We start from the raw sequence: 22,963 nt of genomic DNA on the forward strand, positions 1-22,963 counted from the left end.
GTGGAACGTGGCCTGGTGCTCGTCGTGGAGGACGAACCGGCGATCGCCGAGCTCGTCGCGCTCTACTTGAGGCGCGACGGGTTCGGCGTGCAGGTCGAGTCCTCGGGGGACGCGGCACTGGCCGCGGTCCGTTCGTTGTCCCCGGTGGCCGTCGTTCTGGACGTCGGACTGCCGGGCATGAACGGCATCGAGGTCTGCCGCGCGCTGCGTGCCGCGGGCGACTGGACCCCGGTGCTGTTCGTGACCGCGCGCGACGACGAGGTGGACCGGTTGCTCGGGTTGGAGCTCGGTGCCGACGACTACATCACCAAGCCGTTCAGCCCGCGTGAGCTCGCTCTGCGCGTGCGCACGGTTCTGCGGCGTTCTTCCGGTGTCGTGTCCGAGGTGCTGCAGGTGGGGTCGGTGCGGGTGGACATCGGTGAGCGGCGTGCTTTCGCCGGTTCTGCCGAGGTTTCCCTGACCTCGACGGAGTTCGGCCTGCTCGCCTACCTGATGAAGCATCCGCGCCAGGTGTTCTCGCGAGAGCAGCTGCTGAGCGCCGTGTGGGGTTATGCCTCTGTCGCCGGTACTCGCACTGTTGACGTCCACATCGCCCAGCTGCGCGCGAAGTTCGGGTCGTTGAGTCCAATTCGGACAGTTCGTGGCGTCGGCTACTCGGCGGACGCGTCATGAACCTCGGTGTCCGCATCGCCTTGGTGTGCCTGGGAGTCGCGTTCGTCGCCGTGCTGATCGCCGGCATCGTCTCGGTCCGGCTCGTTTTGACGACCTCGCAACAGGTGAGCCGCGAGTTCCTCCGTTCGCAGGCAGACGTGGTGTCCGGTTCCATCTCGAACAACCGCACCTCACAACTCCTTGAGGGCCAAGGCATCGCCATCGTCCACATCTCCGCGTCCGGCGACGTGACCGGCTCCGACCGAGCCGCCGTCCGCGCGGCCCGCGAGGTGCACGTCGAGCGCGTCGTCGGCGGCCCACCCGTCTCCGGCGTGAGCGGCCGCCTGAACGTGGAGGCCCGCCCTGCCGGCGCCGGCGGTTTCGCCCTCGTGCAGGAGACCGAGACCAGCGGCACCTACCGCAAACTGATCCGCAACATCCTGTTCGCCCTGGGCATCGGCTTGGCCGTGGCCTGCCTGGCGGGCCTGGCCCTGGGTTCGGTGCTGGCCCGCCCGCTGCGCCGGGTGGCCTCAGTCGCCCACTCGATGAGCACGGGCCGCCGCGACCTCCGCGTCCCGGTGGTCGGCACCGTGGAGCTGGCCGAGGTGGCCACGTCGGTGAACCTGCTGGCCGATGCCTTGCAGCACAGCGAATCCCGCCAGCGCGACTTCCTGCTCTCCGTCTCCCACGAACTCCGCACACCGCTGACCGCCGTGACAGGTTTCGCGGAATCCCTGGCCGATGGTGTTGTTGTTGGCTCGCAGGTAGCTCCTGTCGGCGGCGTGATCCTCGACGAGGCGCGCCGGCTGGACCGCCTGGTGACCGATCTCCTGGACCTGGCCCGCCTGGGCGCCGACGACTTCCGCCTGGACATGGCCGCCGTGGCCCTGGAACCGGTCGTCCGCTCGGCCGCCGAGGTCTGGCACGCCCGCTGCAACGCCCGCGGCGTGACCTTCTCCTTGTCCGTGACCGAATCCCCGATGGTCTGGGCGGACGCGCGCCGCCTCCGCCAGGTGATCGACGGCCTGCTGGAGAACGCCCTGCGCGTCACCCCTGCCGGCAGCCCGGTCGTGCTCGCCCTGTCGTCCGTGCTGCAAGTGCGCGACGGCGGCCCGGGCCTGGCGCCGGAGGACTACCCGGTGGCGTTCGAGCGCGGCGTGCTGCACGCCCGGTACCAGGAATCGCGCCCGGTGGGCACCGGGGTGGGGCTCGCGCTGGTGCACGGCCTGGTGACGCGGATGGGCGGCACGATCACGGCGGGACCGGCGCCCGAGGGCGGCGCGGCCTTCACCGTCACGTTCCCGCAGCCGTCAGATGCCACTCAACAGCTTCGACGGATGGACAATCCGGCTGGATGAGCCCTACTTGGACTGCGGAAGCTTGACCTTCTTCTTGACGCCCGGCGACGACGGCGGTGGCACCACAGGACCGATGTCCCCGTCCGGCGCCTCGTCCAGGTCCACGATCACCGGCGCGTGGTCGCTGGGCCCGGTGCCCTTGCGCGCGTGCCGGTCGATCCAGGCCGCCTGCACCCGCGGCGCCATGCTGTCGCTGGCCAGGATCAGGTCGATCCGCATGCCCAGGTCGCGGTGGAACATCCCGGCCCGGTAGTCCCAGTAGCTGAAGACCCGCTCGCCGGGCCAGCGATCGCGCACCACGTCGTGGAACCCGAGCGCCTGGATGGCCTGCAACGCGGCCCGCTCGGGTTCGGTCACGTGCGTCTGCCCGATGTAGGCCTCGGGGTCGAACACGTCGGCGTCGGTGGGTGCGATGTTGATGTCCCCGCACACCAGGGCGTCCGCGGGGCCGGCCTGCAGCACGTCCCGCAGCGCGGCCAGCCACTCCAGCTTGTACTTGTAGTGGTCTGACTCGGGCTCACGGCCGTTGGGCACGTACAGCGAGTGCACCCGCACCCCACCACACGTCGCGGCCACGGCGCGTGCCTCCACGTGCGGGAATCCCGGCGCTCCGGCGACCCCGACCTCGACGTCGGCGAGACCGACGCGGGAGAGCAGGGCCACGCCGTTCCACTGCGGTTCGCCGAACAGCGCGACCTCGTAGCCGCGCGATTCGAGCTCGGGGCCGAGCAGCGCGGTGAAGGCCTCGTCGGCCAGCTTGGTCTCCTGCAGGCACACGACGTCGGGCCGCCGCTGGTCCAGCCAGGGCAGGAGCCGGGGCACGCGCTGCTTGACCGAATTCACGTTCCACGTCGCCACTCGCACGCAATCCACCGTAGTCAACGACACTCAAGCCCGCATCGAAGGACTCGGCTGCTTCAGGCCGCGTGCCGCGATCCACGCGATCACCGGCAGCGCTGTAAGGGACAGCAAGGCGGTTTGCAGCGTCGAGACGCTCGCGATCGCCCCGATCACCGGCGCGGCCAGTCCCCCGACGCTGACCGCGAGGCCGAGCGTGACGCCGCTCGCGGTGCCGAGCCGGTTCGGCAGGTAGTCCTGGCCGAGCGTGGTGTGCAAGGAGAACGGCACGTAGAGCGTCACGGCGGCGAGTGCGATCGTCAGGTAGACGGCCGGTCCTGGCACCAACGCGACGCCCGCAACCGCAGGCACCGCAACGGCATACGACACGCGCACGGTCTTGATGCGGCCCCACCGCCCGGCGAGCACGCCGCCGAGCAACGTGCTGATAGCGCCGACGCCGAACAGCACCACCAGGGCGGCCGAGCCCGCGACGAGGCCGCCGACCCGTTGCGCCGCCCAGATCGCGAGGAACGTGGCGAGCCCGAACGTCGCCATCGAGCGCGCGATGACGACGATGGTCAGCCGTCCGAACTGGCGCCAGTCGTCACGGCCCGTGTGTGTGGTGGCATTCGTTGCGACGCCGTGCACTCCCTTCATCGCCATGAACGTCCACGCACCACCGAGCAGCGCGGGGATCATCAGCAACGGACTCGCGTGCAGCCCTCCGAACGCCAGCACCGGCGTGACGAGCACCGGCCCGAGCGCGAACCCCGCGTTGCCGCCGAGTGCGAACCAGCTCATGCCGATGTGGCCGTCGCGGGACACACGGCGGGCGAGCCTCGCGGCCTCCGGGTGGTACGCGGCGACTCCGAGGCCTGACAACGCGATCGCTAGCCACGTGAACAGGTACGAGTCGCCGAGCCCGCACAGTCCGATGCCCACACCGGCGACCGTCATGCCTACGGGCACCAACCACGGCATGGCACGCCGATCGGTCAGGATGCCGAACAACGGTTGCACGACCGACGACAGCAGCGTCGCGGCGACCGTGATGCCGGCCGCCGCGACGTAGCCGTAGGAGCGTTCGGCGACGAGGAACGGGACGACGGAGGGGACGGCACCTTGGTAGAGGTCGTCCACGGCGTGCCCGGCGACCAGCACCGTCATCCGCCATTTCGAGTGGTTCACGCCCCGATCGTGGCGCTGCCGAGCCTTTCGCGATTCCGCTATTCTGCCGACATATGTCGAATACTCGCCACCAGCCCGCGGCCCCGACCACGAGCCGCGACCTGGCCGCGGCCGCCACGGTCACCCCGCACTGGCACGACGAGAACCAGATCGTCTACGCCAGCCGCGGCGTCGTAGCCGTGCACACCGAGTCGTCGCGCTGGATCGCGCCTGCCCACCGCGCGCTGTGGATTCCTTCTGGCACAGTGCATTCACACCGCGCGTACGGCGTCACAAGGCTGCATTTCCTCGGCCTGACGCAGAACCCGTTGAAGCTCCGGTCGCCCTCCGCGCTCGCGGTCTCCCCGCTGCTGCGCGAACTGCTGATCGTCTACACGTCGCTCACCGACCGAGAAACCCCTGCCGCCAAACGAATGCGTGCGGTCCTGCTCGACCAGCTCGACACCGCGTCCGAACAACCGGTGCGCGTCCCCGCCGCCCGCGACCCCCGCCTCGCCACCGTCTGCTCGTTGCTCGAGGCCGACCCCTCGGACTCGCGCGGCCTCGACGCTCTCGGCCGCGCCGCCGGAGCGAGCGGCCGGACCCTGACCCGCCTGTTCCGCGACGAGCTCGGCATGACGTTTCCCCAGTGGCGCACCCAACTGCGCCTCTACCACGCACTTCGCCTGCTGGCCGAGGGCGTCCCGGTCACCTCCGTCGCCCAGCGGTGCGGGTTCGCCACCGCGAGCGCGTTCATCGACGTGTTCCGCCGCTCGCTCGGCCACACCCCCGGCTCGTACCGTTAGAGCACGTTGAACACCTCCTCGGCCCGGTCCCGCTTGACGAACATCTGCCACGCGGTCTCGGCGATGTCGTCCGGGTTCAGCGTGTGGCCGGCGAGGTTCCCGAACTGCTCGGGCTTGTTCTCCACCACCCGATGGATGTCACCGCGCTCGATGATGCCGCCGATGGTCAACGTCCCCGCGTACACGCCTTTGTCGTGGAGCGCCGCGTTGAGCGTCACGGCGTAGTTGCGCAACGCGGCCGACCCCAGCGCGAAGGCCCCGAGCATCGGCATCGGCACCACCGAGCTCAGCCCACCGGCGAACAGCAGCCCGCCGCCGCGTTCGACCAGCCCCGGCAGCACGTGCTGAGTGACGTCGACCGCCGGATACACCCAGTCCAGCGCGGCCCGCGCCTCGTCGGACGTGGTCGACGTGATCTCCCCGGGCATGGCGTCGAAGTCACCGCCGGCGGGCCCGTAGTACACGACGTCCACTGCCCCGATCTCGTCCATTGTGGACAGCAACTTCTCCCGGTCCTGCACGTCGACCGCGAACGCCCGCGCCGTGACGCCGGCCTCCGCGAGCTCGGCCAGGTAGCCCGCGTGCCGGGCGGTGCTCCGCGAGATCAGCACGACCTCGTACCCCTCACGCCCGAACCGGTGCGCGATCGACATGCCCAGCCCAGGACCAACGCCGAGCACAACTGCGGTGGGAGACATGGCTTTCACCCTTCTGCGCCTAATTCGAGGCGACCCTCGACTTACTGCGCCGACGCTACCACAGAATTCGAGGGTACCCTCGACTTAGCCGCCGAGTAGGATCCGGCCATGGTCACCGCGTCGAGGCCCCTGCGTGCGGACGCGGCACGCAACCGCGAGAAACTGCTGGCAGCAGCCAAGGAACTCTTCGCGGAACGCGGCCTCGACGTCCCTCTGGAGCACATCGCCCGCCGGGCCGAGGTCAGCATCGGCACGCTCTACAAGCACTTCCCGACGCGCGAGGACTTCATGGCGGCGATCTTCCCGGAGCGCCTCGCCGCCCTGGACGTCATCGGCGAGAAGGCCATGGCCGACCCGGACCCGTGGCACGCGTTCGCCGGCTACCTCGACGACCTCTACGCCCTGCAGGCCGAGGACCTGGGCCTGAACGACGTCCTGGCCCGCGACCTCCCGAACGCCCCGGAGGTCGTCTCGGCCTGTCATCGGGGCGCGGGCCACGCGGGGACGCTGATCGCGCGCGCCATCGACGCTGGTGTGCTGCGCGCCGACTACTCGATCGCGGACATGGCGACGCTGACGAGGGCGATGGCCCAGGTCATCCGGGACTCGCCCGGGGAGTGGCGCCGATTCCTGTCGATCTACGCAGAAGGCCTGCGCACGCCAACCCGGTGAGGGCACTCCACGAGAGCCGGCACCCGAGTACGCCGAAACAGGACAACTCATGAGCCGCCGGTTCGGCGTCGGTGGTTCCGCATTCCGTCCCGCCGTGCGCGGTCATTCGAGCAATATTTTCTACCGATAACGTCAAATATTGACAACGAAGTATTCACAGTCTTCCTGGGTGCCGGGCACCTGAAGAGGGTTTTGCACGCTCGATGTGCAAATCCGGTAGTTCCCTCTCGGCAGACCCTTCTCGACGAGCACCCTCCCCTCACCGGAGGAGTCGAGCGGACCAAGCGGAAGTGTGAGGTCCACCTTGGTGGGGTCGAGCGGCTCGAAATAGGTGATGATCCTCTGGACCGCTACCCGCGGATCGAGTGGCACACCTCTGTACTTGACTCGGATGGTGAACGCGGCGAATTGCTTGATATTACTCCTCGAAACGGGAAAGCGGATCTTCGCCGCAACGTCGAGCGCCAGGGCTGCCGGGGCCGGGGCCGGGGTCGGGGCGGCGACAGCAGGTACCAACCCAGCGACCGCAGCAAGAACGACCGCTGAAACAGTCGCAAAGGTTCGACTAAGACGGGGACGCATCCGCACCACATCCAATCTCCACACGCCAGCTTTCCCAGCATCGGGCGCGGGAAGGTTAGCCGTGTTCGGCCATGATCGCCTGCTGAGAACCCTGATGCCGCAGCCGATGCCTTGAGCAGCAGTCAAGAAAAGAGCTGTGCGAACTTGGCGATCCATACCGTCGTCACGGCAACTGACAGCGCGACGGTCATGAGTTGCTCGAAGGTTTCGACGTAAGGCGTAAAGACCGCCCACCTTGTCCGGCGCGAGGAACATCCGCACACCGGCAAGCTGGACGAGCGACGCGAACCGGAGCGAGTTGCCGCGTCCGGAGGTCTTCAACATGGACAGATGATCACCGGCAGATCTTGAGGCGAGCTGTTCATGCTGGTCAGAATGGTGGGGCAGGTCGGATTCGAACCGACAACCTGACAGATTATGAGTCTGCTGCTCTGACCGGTTGAGCTACTGCCCCCTCGCAGCGGCGGACCCACACCCCGGCTCACGCTGCGTGGTGGAGGATACCGATCAGCCCGAACGGCCCTTGCGCACCCCCGTGGCGAGCGACACATAGGCTGCACGCGTGCGTTTGACCCTCCGCGACTTCACCCCGGCGGACGAGCCCGAGGTGCTGCGGCTGTTCGCCGACTGCGATGACTGGTTCCAGGCTGCCACTGGGCATCCGTCCGGGCCCGGTGACGTGCAGAGCCTCTTCTACGCGTTGCCGGAGGGGGCCGTCGACGAGCAGAAGCACCTGCTCGTCGCGGAGGCGCAGGGCATGATCGGGTTCGTGGACCTCGTGCTCGACCACCCCCGGAAAGGCCACGCGAGCATCGGGTTCTTCCTGGTGCCCAAGGATCTGCGGCGGTGGGGCATCGGCCGGGAGATGGTCAGGGCCGTCACGGAGCGCTACCCCGCCATCACGCACTTCCACGTGCGGCTCGACGACTTCCAGCCCGGCCAGGAGTTCCTGAAGGCCATGGGTTTCGCGCTCAACGGTCAGCGCGCGGTGCTGGAGATCGCGCCGAGGTCGGACGGGCGGTAGCCGTCCGGGTAGCCGGGATAGGTGCGGTTCCGTGCGCGCGTGAGCTTCAAAGCCTTGCGCACCGGCATCCTCCGCACCACCAACGCCCGCACCCGCAACGCCAGCCGGCCCAGCACACCCACGAAACCAGGCGGGGCGGTGAACCCGAACGCCCGGACCATCAAAGGGTCCAGCATGCCGACCACGGCTCGCGAGACGAACGGCGACAGCGCCGACGGGTACCAGGAGCAGAACAGGTCGAGCGTGTACTGCCCGATCCGGCGGTTCGACGGGGCGAACACGAAGTTCGAGGCCTCGTAAGCCTCTTTGAAAGCACGGAAAGCACCGAAGTCGCTGGGAATGTCCCTGATCCCCATCCGGCACCCGACCGCGCGGTAGAAGTGGAACGCCGCCAGCTGCTCGGACACCGTCAGCGGCCGCCAGCCGTAGCGCAGCAGCCAGTCGATGGGGTCGAAGACGAACGTCGACAGCACGTAGAGCATGTCGTCGTTGGAGATCGGGTAACGGCCGTGCTGCCGGTTCACCACGCGCAGGGCTTCCCGGCCGCGCGGTGAGTCGTAGCCGTGTTCGACGAGCTCGGCCATCAGCACGGCGGTGTCGTCGTAGCGCTTCTGCGGGCGGCGTTCGAACTCGCCGGTGCGCTCCAGCAGGCCCGAGATCGACGGCACGCAGTAGGTGCGGAACAGCGCCAGCTCCAGCGACTTCTGGTAGTCCCACGGGAACTCCAGGCCCGCCGAGATCCGCATGATCTCCTCGTGGTCGGCGACGGGGTCCAACGACGAGATGCGGCGGAGGTTCGCGAAGCGGGCCATGAAGTCCAAGCTGACCGAAGCGCCCACAAAGCACTAGGCCCCAGTCGGATGACTGGGGCCTAGTGGCTGAGCTCCCCCAACTGGACTCGAACCAGTAACCCTGCGATTAACAGTCGCATGCTCTGCCAATTGAGCTATGGGGGAATGTTCTGTTGTGTCTTGCCCGTCAGGCTTGGTTCCTCCTGACAGTGGGTAACTCTACATGAGCCTCAAAACGGGTTCTGCAAGGACCCCCCGGTTTGCGGCAAGATGGCCTGTGACCAGCCACGATGTGAGAGGAGACCCCATGAAGGGCATCTTGGTCGGCATGGCGGTCGGCTACGTGCTCGGCGCCAAGGCCGGGCGGAACCGCTACGACCAGATCGTGCGCCTGTGGCACCGCTTCACCACCAACCCCACTGTCCGCAGGACGGCGAGCCAGGCCAAGGACAAGGCGTTCGAGGCCGCTCACCAGGCAAAAGACCTCGCGGCGGACGCTGCGGGGAAGGCCGCCGAGAAGGCTCCGTGGCGCCACGAGGAAGAGGCCAACGGGCGTCCGGTCACCCCGCGGACGTGATCATCTTCACACCTGGGCGACTGCGAAGATCCGCCTGAAGGGGAACCACGTCGTGCCGTCGGCCCGCCGCGGGTAGGCCTCGCGCAGCCGCGGCGCCAGCTCCGCCACGTACGCGTCCCAGTCCGATGAGGACAGTGCCGCGCGCACCGGCCGCAAAGCCGTGCCAGAGACCCATTCCAGCACGGGGTCGGGCCCGGCGAGCCGCTGCACGTACGTGGTTTCCCACACGTCCACGGAGGAGCAGCCGGCCAGCAGCTCGGCGTACTCCACCGGGTCCAGCACGGGCTTCTCGGCCCGGAACACGTGCTCCAGCGCCGACCCGGCGACTTCGCGAATCAGCCGATGGGATGAATCCCCGTAGTTGCCGGGCACCTGGAACGCCAGCCACGCACCGGAAGGCAGCGCGGCAGCCCACTTCTCCACGACCGAGGGATGCGACGGAACCCACTGCAGAACAGCGTTGGACACCACGACATCGGTGTCCGGCAACGGTTCCCATGACGAAACGTCGTCCACACGCGCATCCACACCCGCGGCACGAGCGGCCTCGACCATCTCCGGAGAAGAGTCGAACGCCTCCACCACCGCGGCAGGCCACCGCGAGGACAGCGACCGAGTCAGATTCCCGGGCCCACAGCCCACATCGACCACGCGACGAGGCGCTGAAGCCCCTACGCGTGCCACCAGCTCGTAGAACGGCCGCGCCCGGTGATCGGCGAAGGCCAGGTACTGCGCCGGATCCCACATACGGCTAACAGTACACGCGTACTGCTAGCCCGCAAGCCTTGAAGCGAACGCGGAAACGGCCGCCCGCACAGCATCCAGCGACACCCCGGCGTCGCCACGCGCCTGCCACACGAACCCGTCCTGGCCGGGGATCTTGCGCTGCAGAATCCACACCCCTGGCGACTCGACGCGCTCGCGGTGCCGGATCGACCCCTCCACGCGCTGGCTGATCCCCCGCAGCACACGACTGGGCTCGGCAACGGTGAACCTCATCGCGGGAAGATCTTCCAGGAGCACGACAGTGCCCTCGGTCCCAGCCTCCCGCGCCTCCACCACCCGCAAAGCGCCTTCCCACTTCACCTTGCTGATCAGGTGCCACCCGATCCGCCGAGGCCCTGGGACCCACAACCCGAGCGAGGTGACCACGAGGTGCCCGTCCCGCACGGGAGCCGAAGCGATCACCGTCTCGTCCGGCTCCAGCGACCCGGTGAACCCGTCCGGCGCACCGGAGCCGAACAAACGGCTGAACAACCCCACTACAGCACTCCAGCGCTCTGCTGCAGGAGGCCCTTGCGGTACTCCTCCAGCGCCGCCAGGTCACCCCACAGCGCCCGGTACTCGTCGGCGTCCTTGATCGGCGACAGCCTGCGCAGCCGCGACTTCACGTCCTCGATCTGCTTGCCGACCTGCACCGCCTGCAGCCGCGCGATCACCATCGACACGTACCGGAACTCGTCGTCCTGCTTGACCGTCAACGGTTCCACGGCGAGCTCGGTCAGCACCGACTTCACCGACGCGTGCGTACAAGCCTGCGAGATCGCGTCCAGGTACGCCGTGCCCGCGAGCCCCGACGACGCACCACCGGCGTCGCGGATCGCCCGGTGCAGCGCCATGTACGCGGGGTGCGTGAAGGCCTCCTCCGGCAGCGAGTCGTACAGCGGCCCGGCGTACTCGGGCAGCCGCAACGCCACCTTGAGCACCTCGCGTTCCGGCGACAGCGAGATGTCGCGCGGGTTCGGCCGCGGCGGTCCGTCGACCTCGACGCCGAGCGCGATCTGGTTCGGGTCGGCGCGCTGAGCGGCCACCGCGGGCCCCCTGCCGCCGGCGACCTGGCGCACCCGCCGCACGACCATCGCCTCGTCGTCCCAGCCCACCCACCAGGCCAGGCGCGTCGCGTAGCCGTCCCGCTTCGCGCGGTCCTTGATCTGCGCGACGAACGGCACCATCTTCTTCAGCGCCTCGACGCGCCCGTCCACGGAGTCGAGGTCGTAGGCGCGCAGCTGCGCCTTGATCGCGAACTCGATCAGCGGCGTGCGCCGCGCCACCAGGTCGCGCACCGCGACGTCGCCCTTGGCCTGCCGCAGTTCGCACGGGTCCATGCCGTCCGGCGCGACCGCGATGTAGGTCTGCGCGGAGAACTGCTGCTCCCCCTCGAAGGCCTTCAGCGCGGCCTTCTGGCCCGCCTCGTCGCCGTCGAAGGTGAAGATGACCTCGCCGTTCACGTCGTCGTCGATCAGCAGCCTGCGCAGCACGTTCATGTGGTCGGTGCCGAACGCCGTGCCGCACGACGCGACCGCCGTCGGCACGCCGGCCAGGTGCATCGCCATCACGTCGGTGTAGCCCTCGACGATGACCGCCTGCTTGCGCTTCGCGATCTCCCGCTTGGCCTGGTCGAGCCCGAACAGCACCTGCGACTTCTTGTAGATCATCGACTCGCTGGTGTTGAGGTACTTCGCCTGGATCGGGTCGTCGTCGAAGATCCGCCGCGCACCGAAGCCCACGACGTCGCCGCTGATCTCCTTGATGGGCCACAGCAGCCGCCGGTGGAACCGGTCGATCGGCCCCTGCTTGCCCTCCTTGACCAGCTGGGACTTGATCAGCTCCGGCAGCTCGAAACCGCGCCCCAGCAGGTGTTTCGTCAGCTTGTCCCAGCCGCCGGGCGCGAAGCCGCAGCCGAACTGGCGCGCCGCCGCCTCGTCGAACCCGCGCTCGGCCAGGAACTCGCGCGCCTGCTGCGCCTCCGGCGTCGCGAGCTGCTCCGCGTAGTACTCGGCCGCGGCCTTGTGCGCCTCGATGAGCCTGCTGCGGGTGCCGCGGTCGCGCTGGATCGTGGCGCCGCCGCCCTCGTAGACGAGCTGGATGCCCGCCCGGTCCGCGAGCCGCTCGACGGCCTCCACGAACGACAGGTGCTCAACCTTCATCACGAAGGCGATCACGTCGCCGCCCTCGCCGCAGCCGAAGCAGTGGAACGTGCCGTGCGAGGGGCGGACGTTGAACGACGGGGTCTTCTCGTCGTGGAAGGGACAAAGCCCCTTGAGCGCCCCACCGCCGGCCCGCTTCAGCGAGACCTGGTCGCCGACGACCTCGTCGATGCGGCTGCGCTCACGCACCAACGCGATGTCGCTTTCCCTGATGCGTCCTGCCACACCCCGAGTCTATGCGCTGACGCCGCCGGTCCGTTCCTCCACTCCCGGGCACCCGCGGCCTCCGGTCGTTCCCTGTCAGACTGCGGGGGTGAGCTCCAGCGTTTTCAGCGACCTCCGCAGCCACCTGATCGGCGTCGCGTACCGGCTGACCGGCAGCGTCGCCGACGCCGAGGACGCCGTGCAGGAGGCGTGGCTGCGCTACTCGACGGCCGAGGGCGTCAAGGAGGACCGCGCCTGGCTCACCACGGTCGTCAGCCGCATCTGCCTCGACCGGCTGCGGTCCGCGGCCGTGCGCCGGGAGACCTACGTGGGCTCATGGCTGCCGGAGCCGTTGCTCACCACCACCGAGGCCGACGACCCGTTGGCGTCCGTGGTGCAGTCGGACGGCGTGCGCATGGCGGCGCTGGTCGTGCTGGACAAGCTCACCCCCGAGCAGCGCGTGGCGTTCGTGCTGCACGACGCGTTCTCCTTGCCGTTCAACGAGATCGCGGACGCACTGGGTGTCTCGGAGGCCTCGGCGCGGCAGCACGCGTCCCGGGCGCGCAAGGCCGTCGCGGGCGCCGAGCCACCGCCCCGCGCGGCACTGGCGGAGCAGCAGGAGGTGCTGGAGAAGTTCCTCCAGGCCATGTCGAGCGGCGACATCGACGCCGTGATGAGCCTGTTGCACCCGGACGCGGTGATGGTCGGCGACGGCGGCGGCAAGGTGCGCACCGCGGTCAACACGGTCTCCGGTGCCGAGAAGATCGCCCGCTTCTTCTTCGGCCTGCTGCGCAAGTACGGCTTCGAGAGCGACCTCCCCGAGATGCGGCCCGTGCTGGTCAACGGCGACCTCGGCATCGTTTTCCCCGCACAGGGGGACGTGGCGGCCCGCGTCACGACGTTCGCCGTGCACGACGGCAAGGTCGCCGCGGTCTACGACATCGCGAACCCGGACAAGCTCACGCACGTCGACTTTGGTCTGGACCGTAACTAGGTCCGGGATCGTTTCGGCGCTAACGTTTTGCCGTTGGTCACGGCCCAAGCCCCCCTGCCGCGGGTTGCAACCACCGGAGTACGCCCATGCCCGAACTGGACAAGCCCACCCGCCGGACGTTCATGGCGACGAGTGCGGCGGCGGCCATCGCGCTGACCGCCGCGGGTACCACCGTCGCCCGCAGCGCCCCTCTCCCCCTCACGCCGACCTGCGTCGATGACGACGACACCCCGTCGAACATCGAAGGTCCCTACTTCAAGCGCAACTCCCCGGAACGCACGAACCTGCGCACCACCGGCGTCACCGGGGTCGTGCTGAGCCTGACCGGGTTCGTCTACACGGCGAAGTGCGCCCCCATCCCGCACGCCCTGCTGGACTTCTGGCAGGCGGACGACAGGGGTGTGTACGACAACAGCAGTCCCGCGTTCAAGATGCGCGGCCACCAGTTCACCAACGCGTCCGGCGCGTACGTGCTGGAAACCGTGGTGCCCAAGGACTATCCGGGCCGCACGCCGCACATCCACGTCAAGGTGCAGGCGGCGAACGGCCCGATCCTCACCACGCAGCTGTTCTTCCCGGACAACCTCCAGGCGTACGGGATGAACGTGGCCGCGCTGAACCGGCGCGACGGCTTCATCAACCGCGAGTGCACGGTCGCGCTCAGCCCGCTCGTCGGCAACCGCTACACCGCCAAGTTCGACTTCGTGCTCGACTGACCTACCAGCGAAGGCGCAGCACCTTCCCGACGTCCCGCAACTTCGGGATCGCGCTGACGACCTTCATCTGGATCCTGCCGGACCTGGGCAACGCGTCCAGGTGCGGCAGGTCCACACTGCGCCAGGCGTCCACAGTGGTCAGTCCGGGGCGCAGTGCCTCGATCTCGCGCGGGTCGTCCACGCCCCAGTGCAGCGTCGCGCCGGCGTTGCGCACAGCCGGAACGAGCTTCTGCAGCTTGATCCCCCACGAGCCGTAGACGTCGAACAGCAGCTCGCCCGTGGTGAACCTGGTGGTGATCCGGCGGATCAGCGCGTGGCCTTCTTCTTGTGTGAGGTACATCGAGAGGCCCTCGAACACGGCCACGGTCGGCCGATCGGCGGGGATCGCGTCGAGCCACGCGTCCTCCGTCACGGACGACGCCACGAGCTGGTAGTCGCCGGTCGGTTCGGGCAAGAGCTTGTGCCGCAACGCGACGACGTCCGGCATGTCGACGTCGACCCACCGCACGGTGTCCGGCCGTTCGATGCGGTGCGCGCGCGTGTCCAGCCCACACGCGAGGTGCAGCACCGTCGCGGTCGGGTTGCGCTGCAGGAACTCGCGGGTCCAGTCGTCGAGAACCCTGGCGCGGATGGCGACACCGACCGCGCTCGTCAGGTTCATCCCGGTCTTCGCGAAGTCGTAGTCGATGCGGTCGACCGCGCGCTTCGCCTCGTCGTCGTGCAGCACGGAGACGGCCCGCTCGCTGTCGACCGCCCGGCCGTACAGCGTGGCGAGCATGGTCTCCTGGGCACCCGTCAGGGTGATCTTCTCCACCCCGCCTAGTGTGCCGGAACCCGGCAGGCGTCGCCGCTGGTGAATCCCTGGTCCTTGATTCCGAACGCGCTGTTGAACCGAGCCCGCTGGTTCTCCAGCGCGATCTGGTAGGTCAGCGCGACGAGTTGCTTGCGCCCCAGCAGCTTCTCCAGTTCCGCGACCTGCACGTCCGTGACGCTGACGGGCGTGTCCGTGATCGCGTCGGCGTATGCGAGCGCCTTGCGTTCGATGTCGGTGAACAGCGGTGAGGTGGCATACGAGTCGATGTGCTTCAACCGCTCGATGTCCAGGCCTCCGTGCTTCATGAGCATCGCGCCGAAGTCGACGCACCACGAGCAGCCTAGCTTCACGGCCGTCCGGTAGACGCAGAGCTCGAACAACGGCCCGTGGACAGCCTTCTTGACCGCCAGCTCGTGGCGTCCGCTCGCGATCAGCAGCTTCGGGTGGTGCGCCATGACCGTGACCGGCTCGGGCACCGCGCCGAACTCCCGCCGCGCGAACCAGTAGACGGCCTTGGTGAGCAGGCCCGCGTGCTTCTTGGTGACTCCCTTGATCCTCGTCATGCTCACTGGACGAGGGCGCGCTCCAGAATGTGACACCTTTGGGTGACTGGGTTGCGAGGCCGGCACCTCATAGGGTCCACGCATGAGCAACGACTTCGTGCTGGACATCGATCACGAGTCGGCCGGCCTGCTCGCGGGGACATTGCTGGCGGGCGACTCGTGTGCGGTGCCGGTGCGGCATCAGAACGTCCGGCTGCTGCTGTGCGCGCTGCCAGGAGAGGACGGCATGCGCCTCTTCCTGCGCCGCAACACCCCCAACTAACGGTCGTACACGGCCACGTAGTCCATGAGCAGGTCACGCGAACGCTCGTTGTCCAGCGCGACCGCGTGCATGCGCTGAAAGACCAGCACGGCCCGTTCGACAGTGGCCGCGTCGCTCGCGAGCGCCCAGTTCGCGAGGTAGACCAGCGGCGGCTCGTGCTGGTACTGGATCAGCGCGTAGTCCAGCCCGACCGCCGCCGCCCCGCCCGCACTGGCCGGCACGACCCGGATCGACGGCGCGTGGAAGAGCAGGTGCAGGACCTGGTCCTCCATCAGCCGGTTGTTCCCGACGACGGTGCGCAGCGCGTACTCGTGGATGAAGAACACGCACCGCGGCAGCACGCCGTCGCGCTGCAGCTCCGGCGCCGGGCTGAGACCCAGTGCGGCGGCCAGCGCTTTCGCGTAGCCCTCGGTCCTCAACAGGACGGGAACAGTGACGCCGCTGAAACAGGTGATTTGCGTGGCGCCGGCCGCGGCGAGCACGACGAGCTGCTCGCCGGCACCGTGCTGGGTCATGACTGGAACGGTAAAGGCATGATCATGATCTCGCCGCGCGAAACACTCGCCCGTCAGAGCTAATGGCTACGGACGAGCGACCTGCGCGAGAAAATAGATCGCCTTCGAGCGGGCGTGCCGGACCGCGAGCAGGAACGGCCGGTCGACGGTGACCACGATCGGCTCCTCCCGCAGTCGCCTGCCACCGCGGGTCATGCCCATCGCGGTCGCGGCGGCCCCCTCCAGGCCTTTTTCGTCGACGCGGAGCACGGCCTCGTGCACCACCTCGCTCACGTGCAGCGCGTCCGGCGAAAGCCCGCTCAGTTGCGCGGCCGGCGAGAACAGCGCGGCCACGCCGACCGTTTGCAGCGTCCCGGTCAGCTCGAAGCGGGCACGAACGTCCACTTCGGGCAGTGACAGCGCGACCCTGGCGCTGTCGTCGACCTCGAACACCGACGGGTCGAGCGGCTGCTCCAGCGACCAGTCGGGCACCAGCACCAGCACCTCCACCCCGGACGTGGCGGGCAGCCCGAGGGTCAGCCAGCCGTCGTGGCGGGTGTGGCCGAGCTCCGCCGTCACCGTCATCGTCGGCACCTCGACGTCACCGCCAGGCGCGTGGAACAGCCGTGGCTTCGTCGCGCCCCGCTGGAACGGGGTCTCCCAGCCGGCCTTGAGGTAGAGGGCGTTGACGAGGTAGGCCACCGCGTCGGGAGAAACCTGCGCGAGCAGCTCGGGGATCAGGCCCCTGGTCGTCTGCTCGACGTCGGCGTTGATGAGCTTCCGCGCGGTCACGTGGTCGCGGAAATCCGTCCGCCGCACGGAGGACGCCAGTGAGAACCCGGGGTTCAGGACAAGACGGTCACTGGCCCACAGCGTGTTCGCGACAGCCAGCCCTGGCACGTCCAGCGAGTCGGCGGGGTCGAAGTCTCCGAGCAGGGCGTCGAGCTCGGCACGGGTCCGGCCGCGGGCAGCCTCGCGGGCGAGGGAGAGGGCGCTGGCCACCGATAACGGCGACCAGCACGCGTTCTCGGACGGATCAGGGACTGCGACGCGGTGCAGGTTCAGGGCGAAGCCGGCCTGATCAGTCAAAAATCCTCCAAGAACGGCTATGGACGGGCCACCTGCGCGAGGAAGTAGATCGCCTTCGAGCGGGCGTGCCGGACCGCGAGCAGGAACGGCCGGTCGACGGTCACCACGATCGGCTCGGTGGGCAGCTCGAACGACACGGTCCGGAACGTGACGGCGGTGGCCGCCGCGCCTTCCAGGCCTTCTTCGTCGAGCCGCAGCACGGCCTCGTGGAGCACGTCGTCGACGAACAGCCTCTCGTCCGGCGAGAGACCGCTGAAGTCGGCGTTCCGCGCGAACATACGCTCAACTCCGAGGCGCTCCAACACGTTTTTGAGCTGGAACTTCTCCCGAACGTCCACTTTGGGCAGTGAGAGCTCGATGTTCACCCGGTTGGTCGCCTCGAACACCGACGGGTCGAGCGGCTGGTCCAGTGACGCGTCCGGCAGCAGGATCACGGCCTCGACGCCGGACGCCGCCGGGAGCACGACCGTCTGCCAGCCGTTGTGGTGGGCGTAGCGGAACTTCTCGATGACCTTCATCGTCGGCACGTCGACGTCGCCGCTGGGCGCGTGGAACGGCTTGGGCGCGGTCTCCCAGGCGGAGAACGGGTTCAGCCAGCCGACCTTGAGGTACAGCGCGTTGACGATGATCGCCGCCGCATCCGGGGGCGGCGGGCTCGTCAGCAGTTCGGGGATCAGGCCGCGGGTGGTCTCGGCGACGTCGGTGTTGACGAGCTTGCGGACCGTCGTCGGGTCGTTGAACGCCGTGCGCCGCACCGACTTCGTGAGCGAGAAGTCCGGGTTCAGCGTGAGGTCGTCGTCGGCCCACAACGTGTTCGCGACGGCCAGTTCGGGGACGTCGAGGGAGTCCGACGGGTCGAAGTCCTGGAGGAGCTGGTCGAGTTCGGCACGGGTCTCGCCGCGCGCGGCCTCGCGGGCCAACGCGAGCGCACTGGCCACCGAGAAAGGCGACCAGCACGCGTTGGAGGACGGATCAGGTACGGCGACGCGGTGCATGGACAGTGCGAAGTCGGCCTGATCTGTCACGTGGAGCTCCTCTAATGGCGTGGATCTGGCAGTGCGATCACGATCGGATCTTCCGGAATGGGCCGCTCACCCGCTCCTCCCATCGGCCCGAGTGGCTTGGGATGACGGGGTTCGCGCACACCGGCCGACCCGTCGTCCCCCTCGTCTTCCTGCGGGAAGCCCGCTGGCACAGCTTCCCGGCTCGGTCTCCGCCACGGCCACCTTCGGCCCGGCGGTCTGGATTCGTCCGCCATACCTTCCGAAGCTACGCCGATGCGCGGTGCCAGGCCACGGCCTGCGCGTCGGTGAGCAGCGCGACCTGGTCGACGACGACGCGAAGCCGTGCGGCGTAAGAGGAAGCGGCCGCGAACACCGGGCGGAACGCGGGGTCGAGCAGCGTCGGGCGTTCCATCAGCCGGGTGACGAGATCGGCGATGAGCTCGCGTTGCTGGGCCTGCATGGCGAGGCGGGCCGGGTCGCTCATCACGTACCGGACGGCCATCGCCTTGAGCAGCGCCACTTCCGCGGCCACCTGGCGCGGCACCTCCAGCGCCGCGTTGTACCTCGTCAAAGCTCCGTCGCCGTGGACCTCACGAGTCGCGGTGACCGCGGCACTCGCGAATCTGCCGACCAGTTCGCTCGTGAGGTTCTTCAACGCCACCTGCGCGCCGAGCGAGCCGTCGTACTCGTGCTCGGTCCAGTAGCCGATCACCGGCAACGTCAGCAGCTGCTCGGCGGTGGCTTCGAGCGCGCTCACGGACTCGTCGGAGAACGTCTTGGCCGCGAGCGAGGCGATGGCGGCGCGTTCGTCGGGACGGGCCAGCGCACCGAGGCTGATGCGGTGGGCCAGCACGCCGTCCTCGACGTCGTGCACCGAGTACGCCACGTCGTCCGCCCAGTCCATCACCTGCGCCTCGATGCACCGCTCACGGTCCGGTGCACCCGCACGCATCCACTCGAACACTTCGAGGTCGTCGTCGTACACGCCGAACTTCACCATGCCGGGCGTGCGCGTCCACGGGTACTTGGTGGATGCGTCGAGCACCGCGCGCGTGAGGTTCAGGCCGTGCGCGGACTTGGGTTCGAGGCGCGCGAGGATGCGGAACGTCTGCGCGTTGCCCTCGAAACCGCCACACGGGCCCGCGAGCTCGTTGAGCGCCCTCTCGCCGTTGTGCCCGAACGGCGGGTGGCCGATGTCGTGCGCGAGGCCGGCCGTGTCGACGATGTCCGGGTCGCAGCCCAGTTCCTCACCGATGCCGCGGCCGATCTGCGCGACCTCCAGCGAGTGCGTGAGACGCGTGCGCGGGACACCGGTGACCTCGGAGCCCTCGCCGGGGCCGACGACCTGGGTCTTGCCCGCGAGCCTGCGCAACGCCGCGGAGTGCAGCACGCGGGCGCGGTCACGGGAGAACGGCGTGCGGGTGTCCGTGCGGGCGCCCGGCAGCGCGGCGCTCTTCGGTTCTTCGGCGAGCAGGCGCTCCGCGTCGTGGCCGGTGTATCCCATCAGCCGATTTTAGGGAGCCTGAGCTCGTCGAACACGCCGGCGTGCGCCTTCATCAGCCGGTAGTACAGCAACGCTCCGGTCTCGCGCTTGATGTAGAACCACTGCGTCTCACGGGTCTGCACGTTCGGGCCGCTGCGCGTCGGTGACGTCCAGGTGCGCAGACCGGCGTCCTCGGCCATCGTGCGGGCGCGCAACGAGTGCCACGGGTCGCTGACGATCACGGCGGTCTTCAGGTCGTGTTCCTTGGCGACGGACGCGACGGCGCGCAGCGAGCCGAGCGTGTCCGCGCCTTCGCCGACCTGCAGCACCCGGTCCTCCGGGACACCGCGCTTGACCAGCCACATCTTGCCGACCTGGCCCTCGGTGAAGTTGTCACCGGGCTGACGGCCGCCGGTCGTGGCGATGTAGCCGACGACGCCTGCCTGGTAGAGGCCGAGCGCGTGGTCCAGCCGGGCTTCGAGCACGTCGGACGGGACGCCGTTGTACTGCGCGGCGCCCAGCACGATCGCCATGTCGGCCTTCGTCCAGTCGTCCACGCGCGCGACCTGCCACACGCGGAAAGCCGTGCCACCCACCACCAAGGTGCCCACGATCAGCGCGCCGAAGAGCAGGCGCAGCACGATGCGACGAATCCGGGCCAGAGGTTTGAGGGGTGGGGTCCGCACCCCATGCATGGTTCCAGAACCTGCCGGGCCGTGCGTTGACGCCCCTGCGAGGATCATGGTCATGCCTGCTGAGCAGCCCACGATCCTCGCCACGTCCGGAGGCCTGCGGGCCGGGCACCGGACGTTCGTCGAATTCGGCAAACTGATCCACTTCGCGCTGGACCTGTCCGGTGTCGAGGGGCGCCGCCCGCAGCTCTGCCACGTCGGCACGGCCGGGGGCGACCAGCGGCACATGAACGCGAACATGGCGGAGGCCGGCCGGGTCGCGGGCGTCGACGTCTCGGTGCTGAACCTCTTCACCATGCCGCCGACCGACGACCTGGAGAGCTTCGTGCTGTCCCACGACGTCGTGTGGGTGGGCGGCGGCTCGGTGGCGAACCTGCTCGCGGTCTGGGAGGTGCACGGCCTCGGCCCGGTCTTCCGCAAGGCCTGGGAGGCGGGCGTGGTGCTCGCGGGCGTCTCGGCGGGGTCGATCTGCTGGCACACCGGCGGCGCGACCGACTCGTTCGGCCCGGACCTCCGGATCGTCACCAACGGTCTCGGTTTCCTGCCCTACGGCAACGGCGTCCACTACGACTCCGAGGAGCAGCGCCGACCCAAGGTGCACGAGGCGGTGGCCGCCGGAGTGCTGCCGACGACCTACTGCACCGACGACGGCGTCGGCCTGCTGTACCGGGGCACCGAGCTCGTCGAGGCGGTGACCGAACGCCCCGGCTCCGGCGCATACGTCGTGACCAGGGAAGAGTCTTCAGCAACCGCTCAGGAGGAAAAGCTCGACACCAGGCTCCTGTGACACGGAACTTGGAGATGTGCGCTGGGTCCTGATCATCCTCATCACGGCGGCCGTCTTCATGGTCCCGGAAGCCTCGCCGTGCCACGCGCACGCCCGATCGTCACGGCCGTCGACTGATATATCGCGCGGCCCCGATGTATTGGATACGGGTTCGGACACCGACAGCCCCGACGGCGATATATCGCATACCAGTCCCGATATATCGCATACTGCCCTGCCACCCTCAGCAATATCCAATATATCGGCGGCTGATATGTTGGATATTGCCGGTGCGGGCGGCAAGTCCGACGTCGGCGTCGCGGTCATGGACCTGCAGACCGGCCAGACGATCTCGCAGGACGGCGACAAGCAGTTCTACTCGGCGTCGCTCTCCAAGCTGATCCTCGCCGTCGACGCGTTGCAACAGCCGTTGTCCGACGACGACCAGAACTTGATCCACCGCGCGTTGAGCGCCAGCGACGACGAAGCCATGGACGTGCTGTGGACGAGGTTCGACGGCATGGACGCCATCGGCCGTGTCGCCGCCGAAGCGGGCCTGACCGGCACTCACGCACCTGATGACCCCTCGCAGTGGGGAGAGGTCGTCATCACCGCGAACGACATGCTCCGGCTCTACCACTACATCCTGGGCTCGCCGGTCCGCGACACGATCGTCGCCGCGCTGTCGTCCGCGCCGGCAACCGCGGCCGACGGCTTCGACCAGGAGTTCGGCCTCCTCGGCGTCACCGGCGCCTACGCCAAGCAGGGCTGGATGTTCTACCTGCCGAGCGACGTCTACCTGCACAGCGCGGGCGTGCTCGACAACCGCTACGCCGTCGCCGTCCTCACCACGAGCCCGACGGGCGACTGGACCACCGCGCGCACGGCGGTGAACGCGGTGTCCAAAGCCCTCCTGGTGAAGCTCGGCGTCAACTCCTGACGCGCCACCGCCTCCGTTCCTTCAACGGCGTGTGGAACTCACCGGTGTACTCGGCCAGCACCATTGCCGCCACCACGACCAGTACTAACGCGCCGAACACCACCACCTCGATCAGAACCGAGCTCACGGTCTCGAAACCGAAGGTCGACACCGGCGAGGCGAGCCCGCAGATGGCCCCGACAAATCCTCCGAAGTACTTCCGCCGTGCCATGTACACGTTGGTCACGCGAGTCAGCAAAACCCCGTACAGCACCACCCCGAGCGTCACCACAAGCCCGGAGAACAGGAAGAACGGCATGCGGTTCCCCGACATGGACGACACCGCCACCGCGGCGACCGCCAGCAGGGAGCCCGCCACGACGAGCACGGTGCCGAGCGCCTGAACCCGCCGGGCCGGGGCGCCTTCACCGGGCTCCGGCACCAGCGGCCCGTCCGCCTCGAACAACATCCTGTGCACGGCCCTGGTGGGCACCGCGGCGAGGACGGCCGCGGCCAGTGGCGGCACGAGGAGCAGCGGCTTCGGGCCCAGCGTCCAGGCCTCCGGCATCCTCGCCGGCTCCAGGTCGAACGTGATCCAGTAGGACGGGAAGAGCAACGCCACCGAGGCCCCCGTCAGCACGACGAAGACGTGCCGCATCCGAGCCGCCGTGCGCTCGGTGACCCGCGAAGCGACCGCCCCCGCCGCTACAACGCACAGACACACCATCCCGGCGGCCATCGCCGCAGCAGCCAGCACGGGCGGATTGCCGACCTCCGTCGTCACCGCCACCACGACCACCCACGCGATCAACGCGATGCCCGCCGCGGCCACCGCGAGGCCACGTTTCCTGATCTGTTCCCCCGTCATGC

The 22,963-nt window shown here is 68.8% G+C and carries 27 protein-coding genes and 2 tRNA genes; 11 read left to right on the forward strand and 18 right to left on the reverse strand.

The features are described 5' to 3' along the window. Both ABZX92_RS01540 and ABZX92_RS01545 read left to right on the forward strand, forming a co-directional pair. Positions 1 to 672 (forward strand): response regulator transcription factor, encoded by a 672-nt coding sequence (locus ABZX92_RS01540; RefSeq protein WP_355552311.1) that lies wholly within the window; start codon positions 1 to 3, stop codon positions 670 to 672. After that, positions 669 to 2,009: a HAMP domain-containing sensor histidine kinase gene (locus ABZX92_RS01545; protein WP_355552314.1), complete on the forward strand. Its 1,341-nt coding sequence runs from the start codon at positions 669 to 671 to the stop codon at positions 2,007 to 2,009. The genes ABZX92_RS01540 and ABZX92_RS01545 overlap by 4 nt, the downstream gene beginning before the upstream one ends. A 3-nt stretch (positions 2,010 to 2,012) precedes the next feature. On the opposite strand, the gene ABZX92_RS01550 is transcribed toward ABZX92_RS01545, so the two are convergent. Continuing rightward, positions 2,013 to 2,882 carry an exodeoxyribonuclease III gene (locus ABZX92_RS01550; protein WP_355552317.1) on the reverse strand — a complete coding sequence of 290 codons (870 nt, stop codon included), beginning with the start codon at positions 2,880 to 2,882 and terminating at the stop codon, positions 2,013 to 2,015. Positions 2,883 to 2,897: 15 nt separating this feature from the next. Next, complete coding sequence (locus ABZX92_RS01555; protein ID WP_355552320.1) at positions 2,898 to 4,037, reverse strand: MFS transporter; 1,140 nt, start codon at positions 4,035 to 4,037, stop codon at positions 2,898 to 2,900. 53 nt (positions 4,038 to 4,090) lie between these two features. Here ABZX92_RS01555 and ABZX92_RS01560 point away from each other — a divergent pair, with 53 nt between their 5' ends. Beyond that, positions 4,091 to 4,822, forward strand: coding sequence for a helix-turn-helix transcriptional regulator (locus tag ABZX92_RS01560; RefSeq protein WP_355552323.1), 732 nt, complete (start codon positions 4,091 to 4,093; stop codon positions 4,820 to 4,822). On the opposite strand, the gene ABZX92_RS01565 is transcribed toward ABZX92_RS01560, so the two are convergent. Next, on the reverse strand, positions 4,819 to 5,520 hold the full coding sequence (locus tag ABZX92_RS01565) for an SDR family NAD(P)-dependent oxidoreductase (protein ID WP_355552326.1): 702 nt from the start codon (positions 5,518 to 5,520) through the stop codon (positions 4,819 to 4,821). The two genes, ABZX92_RS01560 and ABZX92_RS01565, sit on opposite strands and share 4 nt — an antisense overlap. Positions 5,521 to 5,628: 108 nt before the next feature. Here ABZX92_RS01565 and ABZX92_RS01570 point away from each other — a divergent pair, with 108 nt between their 5' ends. After that, positions 5,629 to 6,192, forward strand: a complete 564-nt coding sequence (locus ABZX92_RS01570) for a helix-turn-helix domain-containing protein (protein ID WP_355552328.1) — start codon at positions 5,629 to 5,631, stop codon at positions 6,190 to 6,192. A gap of 132 nt (positions 6,193 to 6,324) precedes the next feature. Here the strand turns inward: ABZX92_RS01570 and ABZX92_RS01575 are convergent, their stop codons facing one another. Continuing rightward, entirely contained in the window at positions 6,325 to 7,098 is a 774-nt protein-coding gene (locus ABZX92_RS01575; protein ID WP_355552331.1) for a hypothetical protein, read from the reverse strand. A 52-nt stretch (positions 7,099 to 7,150) separates the two neighbouring features. Next, a tRNA-Ile gene (locus ABZX92_RS01580) sits at positions 7,151 to 7,228 on the reverse strand. Positions 7,229 to 7,336: 108 nt separating this feature from the next. Here ABZX92_RS01580 and ABZX92_RS01585 point away from each other — a divergent pair. Next, a complete protein-coding gene (locus ABZX92_RS01585; RefSeq protein WP_355552334.1) occupies positions 7,337 to 7,798 on the forward strand; it encodes a GNAT family N-acetyltransferase in 462 nt (153 codons plus the stop codon). On the opposite strand, the gene ABZX92_RS01590 is transcribed toward ABZX92_RS01585, so the two are convergent. Both ABZX92_RS01590 and ABZX92_RS01595 read right to left on the reverse strand, forming a co-directional pair. Next, positions 7,753 to 8,610 (reverse strand): oxygenase MpaB family protein, encoded by an 858-nt coding sequence (locus ABZX92_RS01590; RefSeq protein ID WP_355552337.1) that lies wholly within the window; start codon positions 8,608 to 8,610, stop codon positions 7,753 to 7,755. The genes ABZX92_RS01585 and ABZX92_RS01590 overlap by 46 nt on opposite strands. Positions 8,611 to 8,681: 71 nt before the next feature. Next, positions 8,682 to 8,754: transfer RNA gene (locus ABZX92_RS01595), tRNA-Asn, on the reverse strand. 142 nt (positions 8,755 to 8,896) lie between these two features. Here ABZX92_RS01595 and ABZX92_RS01600 point away from each other — a divergent pair. Further along, complete coding sequence (locus ABZX92_RS01600; protein ID WP_355552340.1) at positions 8,897 to 9,166, forward strand: hypothetical protein; 270 nt, start codon at positions 8,897 to 8,899, stop codon at positions 9,164 to 9,166. Positions 9,167 to 9,172: 6 nt separating this feature from the next. Here ABZX92_RS01600 and ABZX92_RS01605 read toward each other — a convergent pair whose 3' ends face one another. The 3 genes from ABZX92_RS01605 to dnaG are packed head-to-tail and all read right to left on the reverse strand — an operon-like array spanning position 9,173 to position 12,318. Beyond that, on the reverse strand, positions 9,173 to 9,913 hold the full coding sequence (locus ABZX92_RS01605) for a trans-aconitate 2-methyltransferase (protein ID WP_355552343.1): 741 nt from the start codon (positions 9,911 to 9,913) through the stop codon (positions 9,173 to 9,175). 24 nt (positions 9,914 to 9,937) lie between these two features. Then, positions 9,938 to 10,429, reverse strand: coding sequence for a hypothetical protein (locus tag ABZX92_RS01610; RefSeq protein ID WP_355552346.1), 492 nt, complete (start codon positions 10,427 to 10,429; stop codon positions 9,938 to 9,940). Further along, a complete protein-coding gene (gene dnaG / locus ABZX92_RS01615) occupies positions 10,429 to 12,318 on the reverse strand; it encodes a DNA primase (protein WP_355552349.1) in 1,890 nt (629 codons plus the stop codon). Before dnaG ends, ABZX92_RS01610 begins: the two co-directional genes overlap by 1 nt. Positions 12,319 to 12,406: 88 nt before the next feature. On the opposite strand from dnaG, the gene ABZX92_RS01620 reads away from it, so the two are divergent. Further along, positions 12,407 to 13,291, forward strand: a complete 885-nt coding sequence (locus ABZX92_RS01620; RefSeq protein WP_355552352.1) for a sigma-70 family RNA polymerase sigma factor — start codon at positions 12,407 to 12,409, stop codon at positions 13,289 to 13,291. An 86-nt stretch (positions 13,292 to 13,377) separates the two neighbouring features. Then, positions 13,378 to 14,007 carry a dioxygenase gene (locus tag ABZX92_RS01625; RefSeq protein WP_355552355.1) on the forward strand — a complete coding sequence of 210 codons (630 nt, stop codon included), beginning with the start codon at positions 13,378 to 13,380 and terminating at the stop codon, positions 14,005 to 14,007. A 1-nt stretch (position 14,008) separates the two neighbouring features. Here the strand turns inward: ABZX92_RS01625 and ABZX92_RS01630 are convergent, their stop codons facing one another. Next, a complete protein-coding gene (locus ABZX92_RS01630; RefSeq protein ID WP_355552358.1) occupies positions 14,009 to 14,821 on the reverse strand; it encodes a class I SAM-dependent methyltransferase in 813 nt (270 codons plus the stop codon). Positions 14,822 to 14,826: 5 nt separating this feature from the next. Then, complete coding sequence (locus ABZX92_RS01635; protein WP_355552361.1) at positions 14,827 to 15,384, reverse strand: carboxymuconolactone decarboxylase family protein; 558 nt, start codon at positions 15,382 to 15,384, stop codon at positions 14,827 to 14,829. An 82-nt stretch (positions 15,385 to 15,466) separates the two neighbouring features. On the opposite strand from ABZX92_RS01635, the gene ABZX92_RS01640 reads away from it, so the two are divergent. Next, on the forward strand, positions 15,467 to 15,646 hold the full coding sequence (locus ABZX92_RS01640; protein WP_030472123.1) for a hypothetical protein: 180 nt from the start codon (positions 15,467 to 15,469) through the stop codon (positions 15,644 to 15,646). Here ABZX92_RS01640 and ABZX92_RS01645 read toward each other — a convergent pair. The 5 genes from ABZX92_RS01645 to ABZX92_RS01665 all read right to left on the reverse strand — a co-directional run bounded on the left by ABZX92_RS01645 (position 15,643) and on the right by ABZX92_RS01665 (position 20,402). Beyond that, entirely contained in the window at positions 15,643 to 16,161 is a 519-nt protein-coding gene (locus ABZX92_RS01645) for a Scr1 family TA system antitoxin-like transcriptional regulator (RefSeq protein WP_355552364.1), read from the reverse strand. The two genes, ABZX92_RS01640 and ABZX92_RS01645, sit on opposite strands and share 4 nt — an antisense overlap. A gap of 66 nt (positions 16,162 to 16,227) precedes the next feature. Next, positions 16,228 to 17,229 carry a serpin family protein gene (locus ABZX92_RS01650; protein ID WP_355552367.1) on the reverse strand — a complete coding sequence of 334 codons (1,002 nt, stop codon included), beginning with the start codon at positions 17,227 to 17,229 and terminating at the stop codon, positions 16,228 to 16,230. 17 nt (positions 17,230 to 17,246) lie between these two features. Beyond that, positions 17,247 to 18,254 carry a serpin family protein gene (locus ABZX92_RS01655; protein ID WP_355552370.1) on the reverse strand — a complete coding sequence of 336 codons (1,008 nt, stop codon included), beginning with the start codon at positions 18,252 to 18,254 and terminating at the stop codon, positions 17,247 to 17,249. Positions 18,255 to 18,498: 244 nt separating this feature from the next. Further along, complete coding sequence (locus tag ABZX92_RS01660; RefSeq protein ID WP_355552373.1) at positions 18,499 to 19,737, reverse strand: deoxyguanosinetriphosphate triphosphohydrolase; 1,239 nt, start codon at positions 19,735 to 19,737, stop codon at positions 18,499 to 18,501. Further along, positions 19,737 to 20,402, reverse strand: coding sequence for a YdcF family protein (locus tag ABZX92_RS01665; RefSeq protein ID WP_355552376.1), 666 nt, complete (start codon positions 20,400 to 20,402; stop codon positions 19,737 to 19,739). Before ABZX92_RS01665 ends, ABZX92_RS01660 begins: the two co-directional genes overlap by 1 nt. A 61-nt stretch (positions 20,403 to 20,463) precedes the next feature. Here ABZX92_RS01665 and ABZX92_RS01670 point away from each other — a divergent pair, with 61 nt between their 5' ends. Both ABZX92_RS01670 and ABZX92_RS01675 read left to right on the forward strand, forming a co-directional pair. Beyond that, a complete protein-coding gene (locus ABZX92_RS01670) occupies positions 20,464 to 21,195 on the forward strand; it encodes a peptidase E (protein ID WP_355552379.1) in 732 nt (243 codons plus the stop codon). Between the two features lie 253 nt (positions 21,196 to 21,448). Then, positions 21,449 to 22,114: a serine hydrolase gene (locus tag ABZX92_RS01675; protein ID WP_355552382.1), complete on the forward strand. Its 666-nt coding sequence runs from the start codon at positions 21,449 to 21,451 to the stop codon at positions 22,112 to 22,114. Here the strand turns inward: ABZX92_RS01675 and ABZX92_RS01680 are convergent. Next, positions 22,104 to 22,961 carry a hypothetical protein gene (locus ABZX92_RS01680; protein ID WP_355552385.1) on the reverse strand — a complete coding sequence of 286 codons (858 nt, stop codon included), beginning with the start codon at positions 22,959 to 22,961 and terminating at the stop codon, positions 22,104 to 22,106. The two genes, ABZX92_RS01675 and ABZX92_RS01680, sit on opposite strands and share 11 nt — an antisense overlap. Positions 22,962 to 22,963 lie beyond the last annotated feature (2 nt).

Origin of the sequence: Lentzea sp. NPDC006480 (assembly GCF_040611995.1) — a bacterium.
In the GTDB taxonomy this organism is placed as follows: domain Bacteria; phylum Actinomycetota; class Actinomycetes; order Mycobacteriales; family Pseudonocardiaceae; genus Lentzea.

Excerpts from the sequence above, each read along its gene's own strand:
- ABZX92_RS01545 (WP_355552314.1), top strand. The coding sequence starts at position 669 with ATGAACCTCGGTGTCCGCATCGCCTTGGTGTGCCTGGGAGTCGCGTTC.
- ABZX92_RS01560 (WP_355552323.1), top strand. The coding sequence starts at position 4,091 with ATGTCGAATACTCGCCACCAGCCCGCGGCCCCGACCACGAGCCGCGAC.
- ABZX92_RS01565 (WP_355552326.1), bottom strand. The coding sequence starts at position 5,520 with ATGTCTCCCACCGCAGTTGTGCTCGGCGTTGGTCCTGGGCTGGGCATG.
- ABZX92_RS01570 (WP_355552328.1), top strand. The coding sequence starts at position 5,629 with ATGGTCACCGCGTCGAGGCCCCTGCGTGCGGACGCGGCACGCAACCGC.
- ABZX92_RS01575 (WP_355552331.1), bottom strand. The coding sequence starts at position 7,098 with ATGTTGAAGACCTCCGGACGCGGCAACTCGCTCCGGTTCGCGTCGCTC.
- ABZX92_RS01590 (WP_355552337.1), bottom strand. The coding sequence starts at position 8,610 with ATGGCCCGCTTCGCGAACCTCCGCCGCATCTCGTCGTTGGACCCCGTC.
- ABZX92_RS01600 (WP_355552340.1), top strand. The coding sequence starts at position 8,897 with ATGAAGGGCATCTTGGTCGGCATGGCGGTCGGCTACGTGCTCGGCGCC.
- ABZX92_RS01605 (WP_355552343.1), bottom strand. The coding sequence starts at position 9,913 with ATGTGGGATCCGGCGCAGTACCTGGCCTTCGCCGATCACCGGGCGCGG.
- ABZX92_RS01625 (WP_355552355.1), top strand. The coding sequence starts at position 13,378 with ATGCCCGAACTGGACAAGCCCACCCGCCGGACGTTCATGGCGACGAGT.
- ABZX92_RS01635 (WP_355552361.1), bottom strand. The coding sequence starts at position 15,384 with ATGACGAGGATCAAGGGAGTCACCAAGAAGCACGCGGGCCTGCTCACC.
- ABZX92_RS01640 (WP_030472123.1), top strand. The coding sequence starts at position 15,467 with ATGAGCAACGACTTCGTGCTGGACATCGATCACGAGTCGGCCGGCCTG.
- ABZX92_RS01645 (WP_355552364.1), bottom strand. The coding sequence starts at position 16,161 with ATGACCCAGCACGGTGCCGGCGAGCAGCTCGTCGTGCTCGCCGCGGCC.
- ABZX92_RS01660 (WP_355552373.1), bottom strand. The coding sequence starts at position 19,737 with ATGGGATACACCGGCCACGACGCGGAGCGCCTGCTCGCCGAAGAACCG.
- ABZX92_RS01670 (WP_355552379.1), top strand. The coding sequence starts at position 20,464 with ATGCCTGCTGAGCAGCCCACGATCCTCGCCACGTCCGGAGGCCTGCGG.
- ABZX92_RS01675 (WP_355552382.1), top strand. The coding sequence starts at position 21,449 with ATGTTGGATATTGCCGGTGCGGGCGGCAAGTCCGACGTCGGCGTCGCG.
- ABZX92_RS01680 (WP_355552385.1), bottom strand. The coding sequence starts at position 22,961 with ATGACGGGGGAACAGATCAGGAAACGTGGCCTCGCGGTGGCCGCGGCG.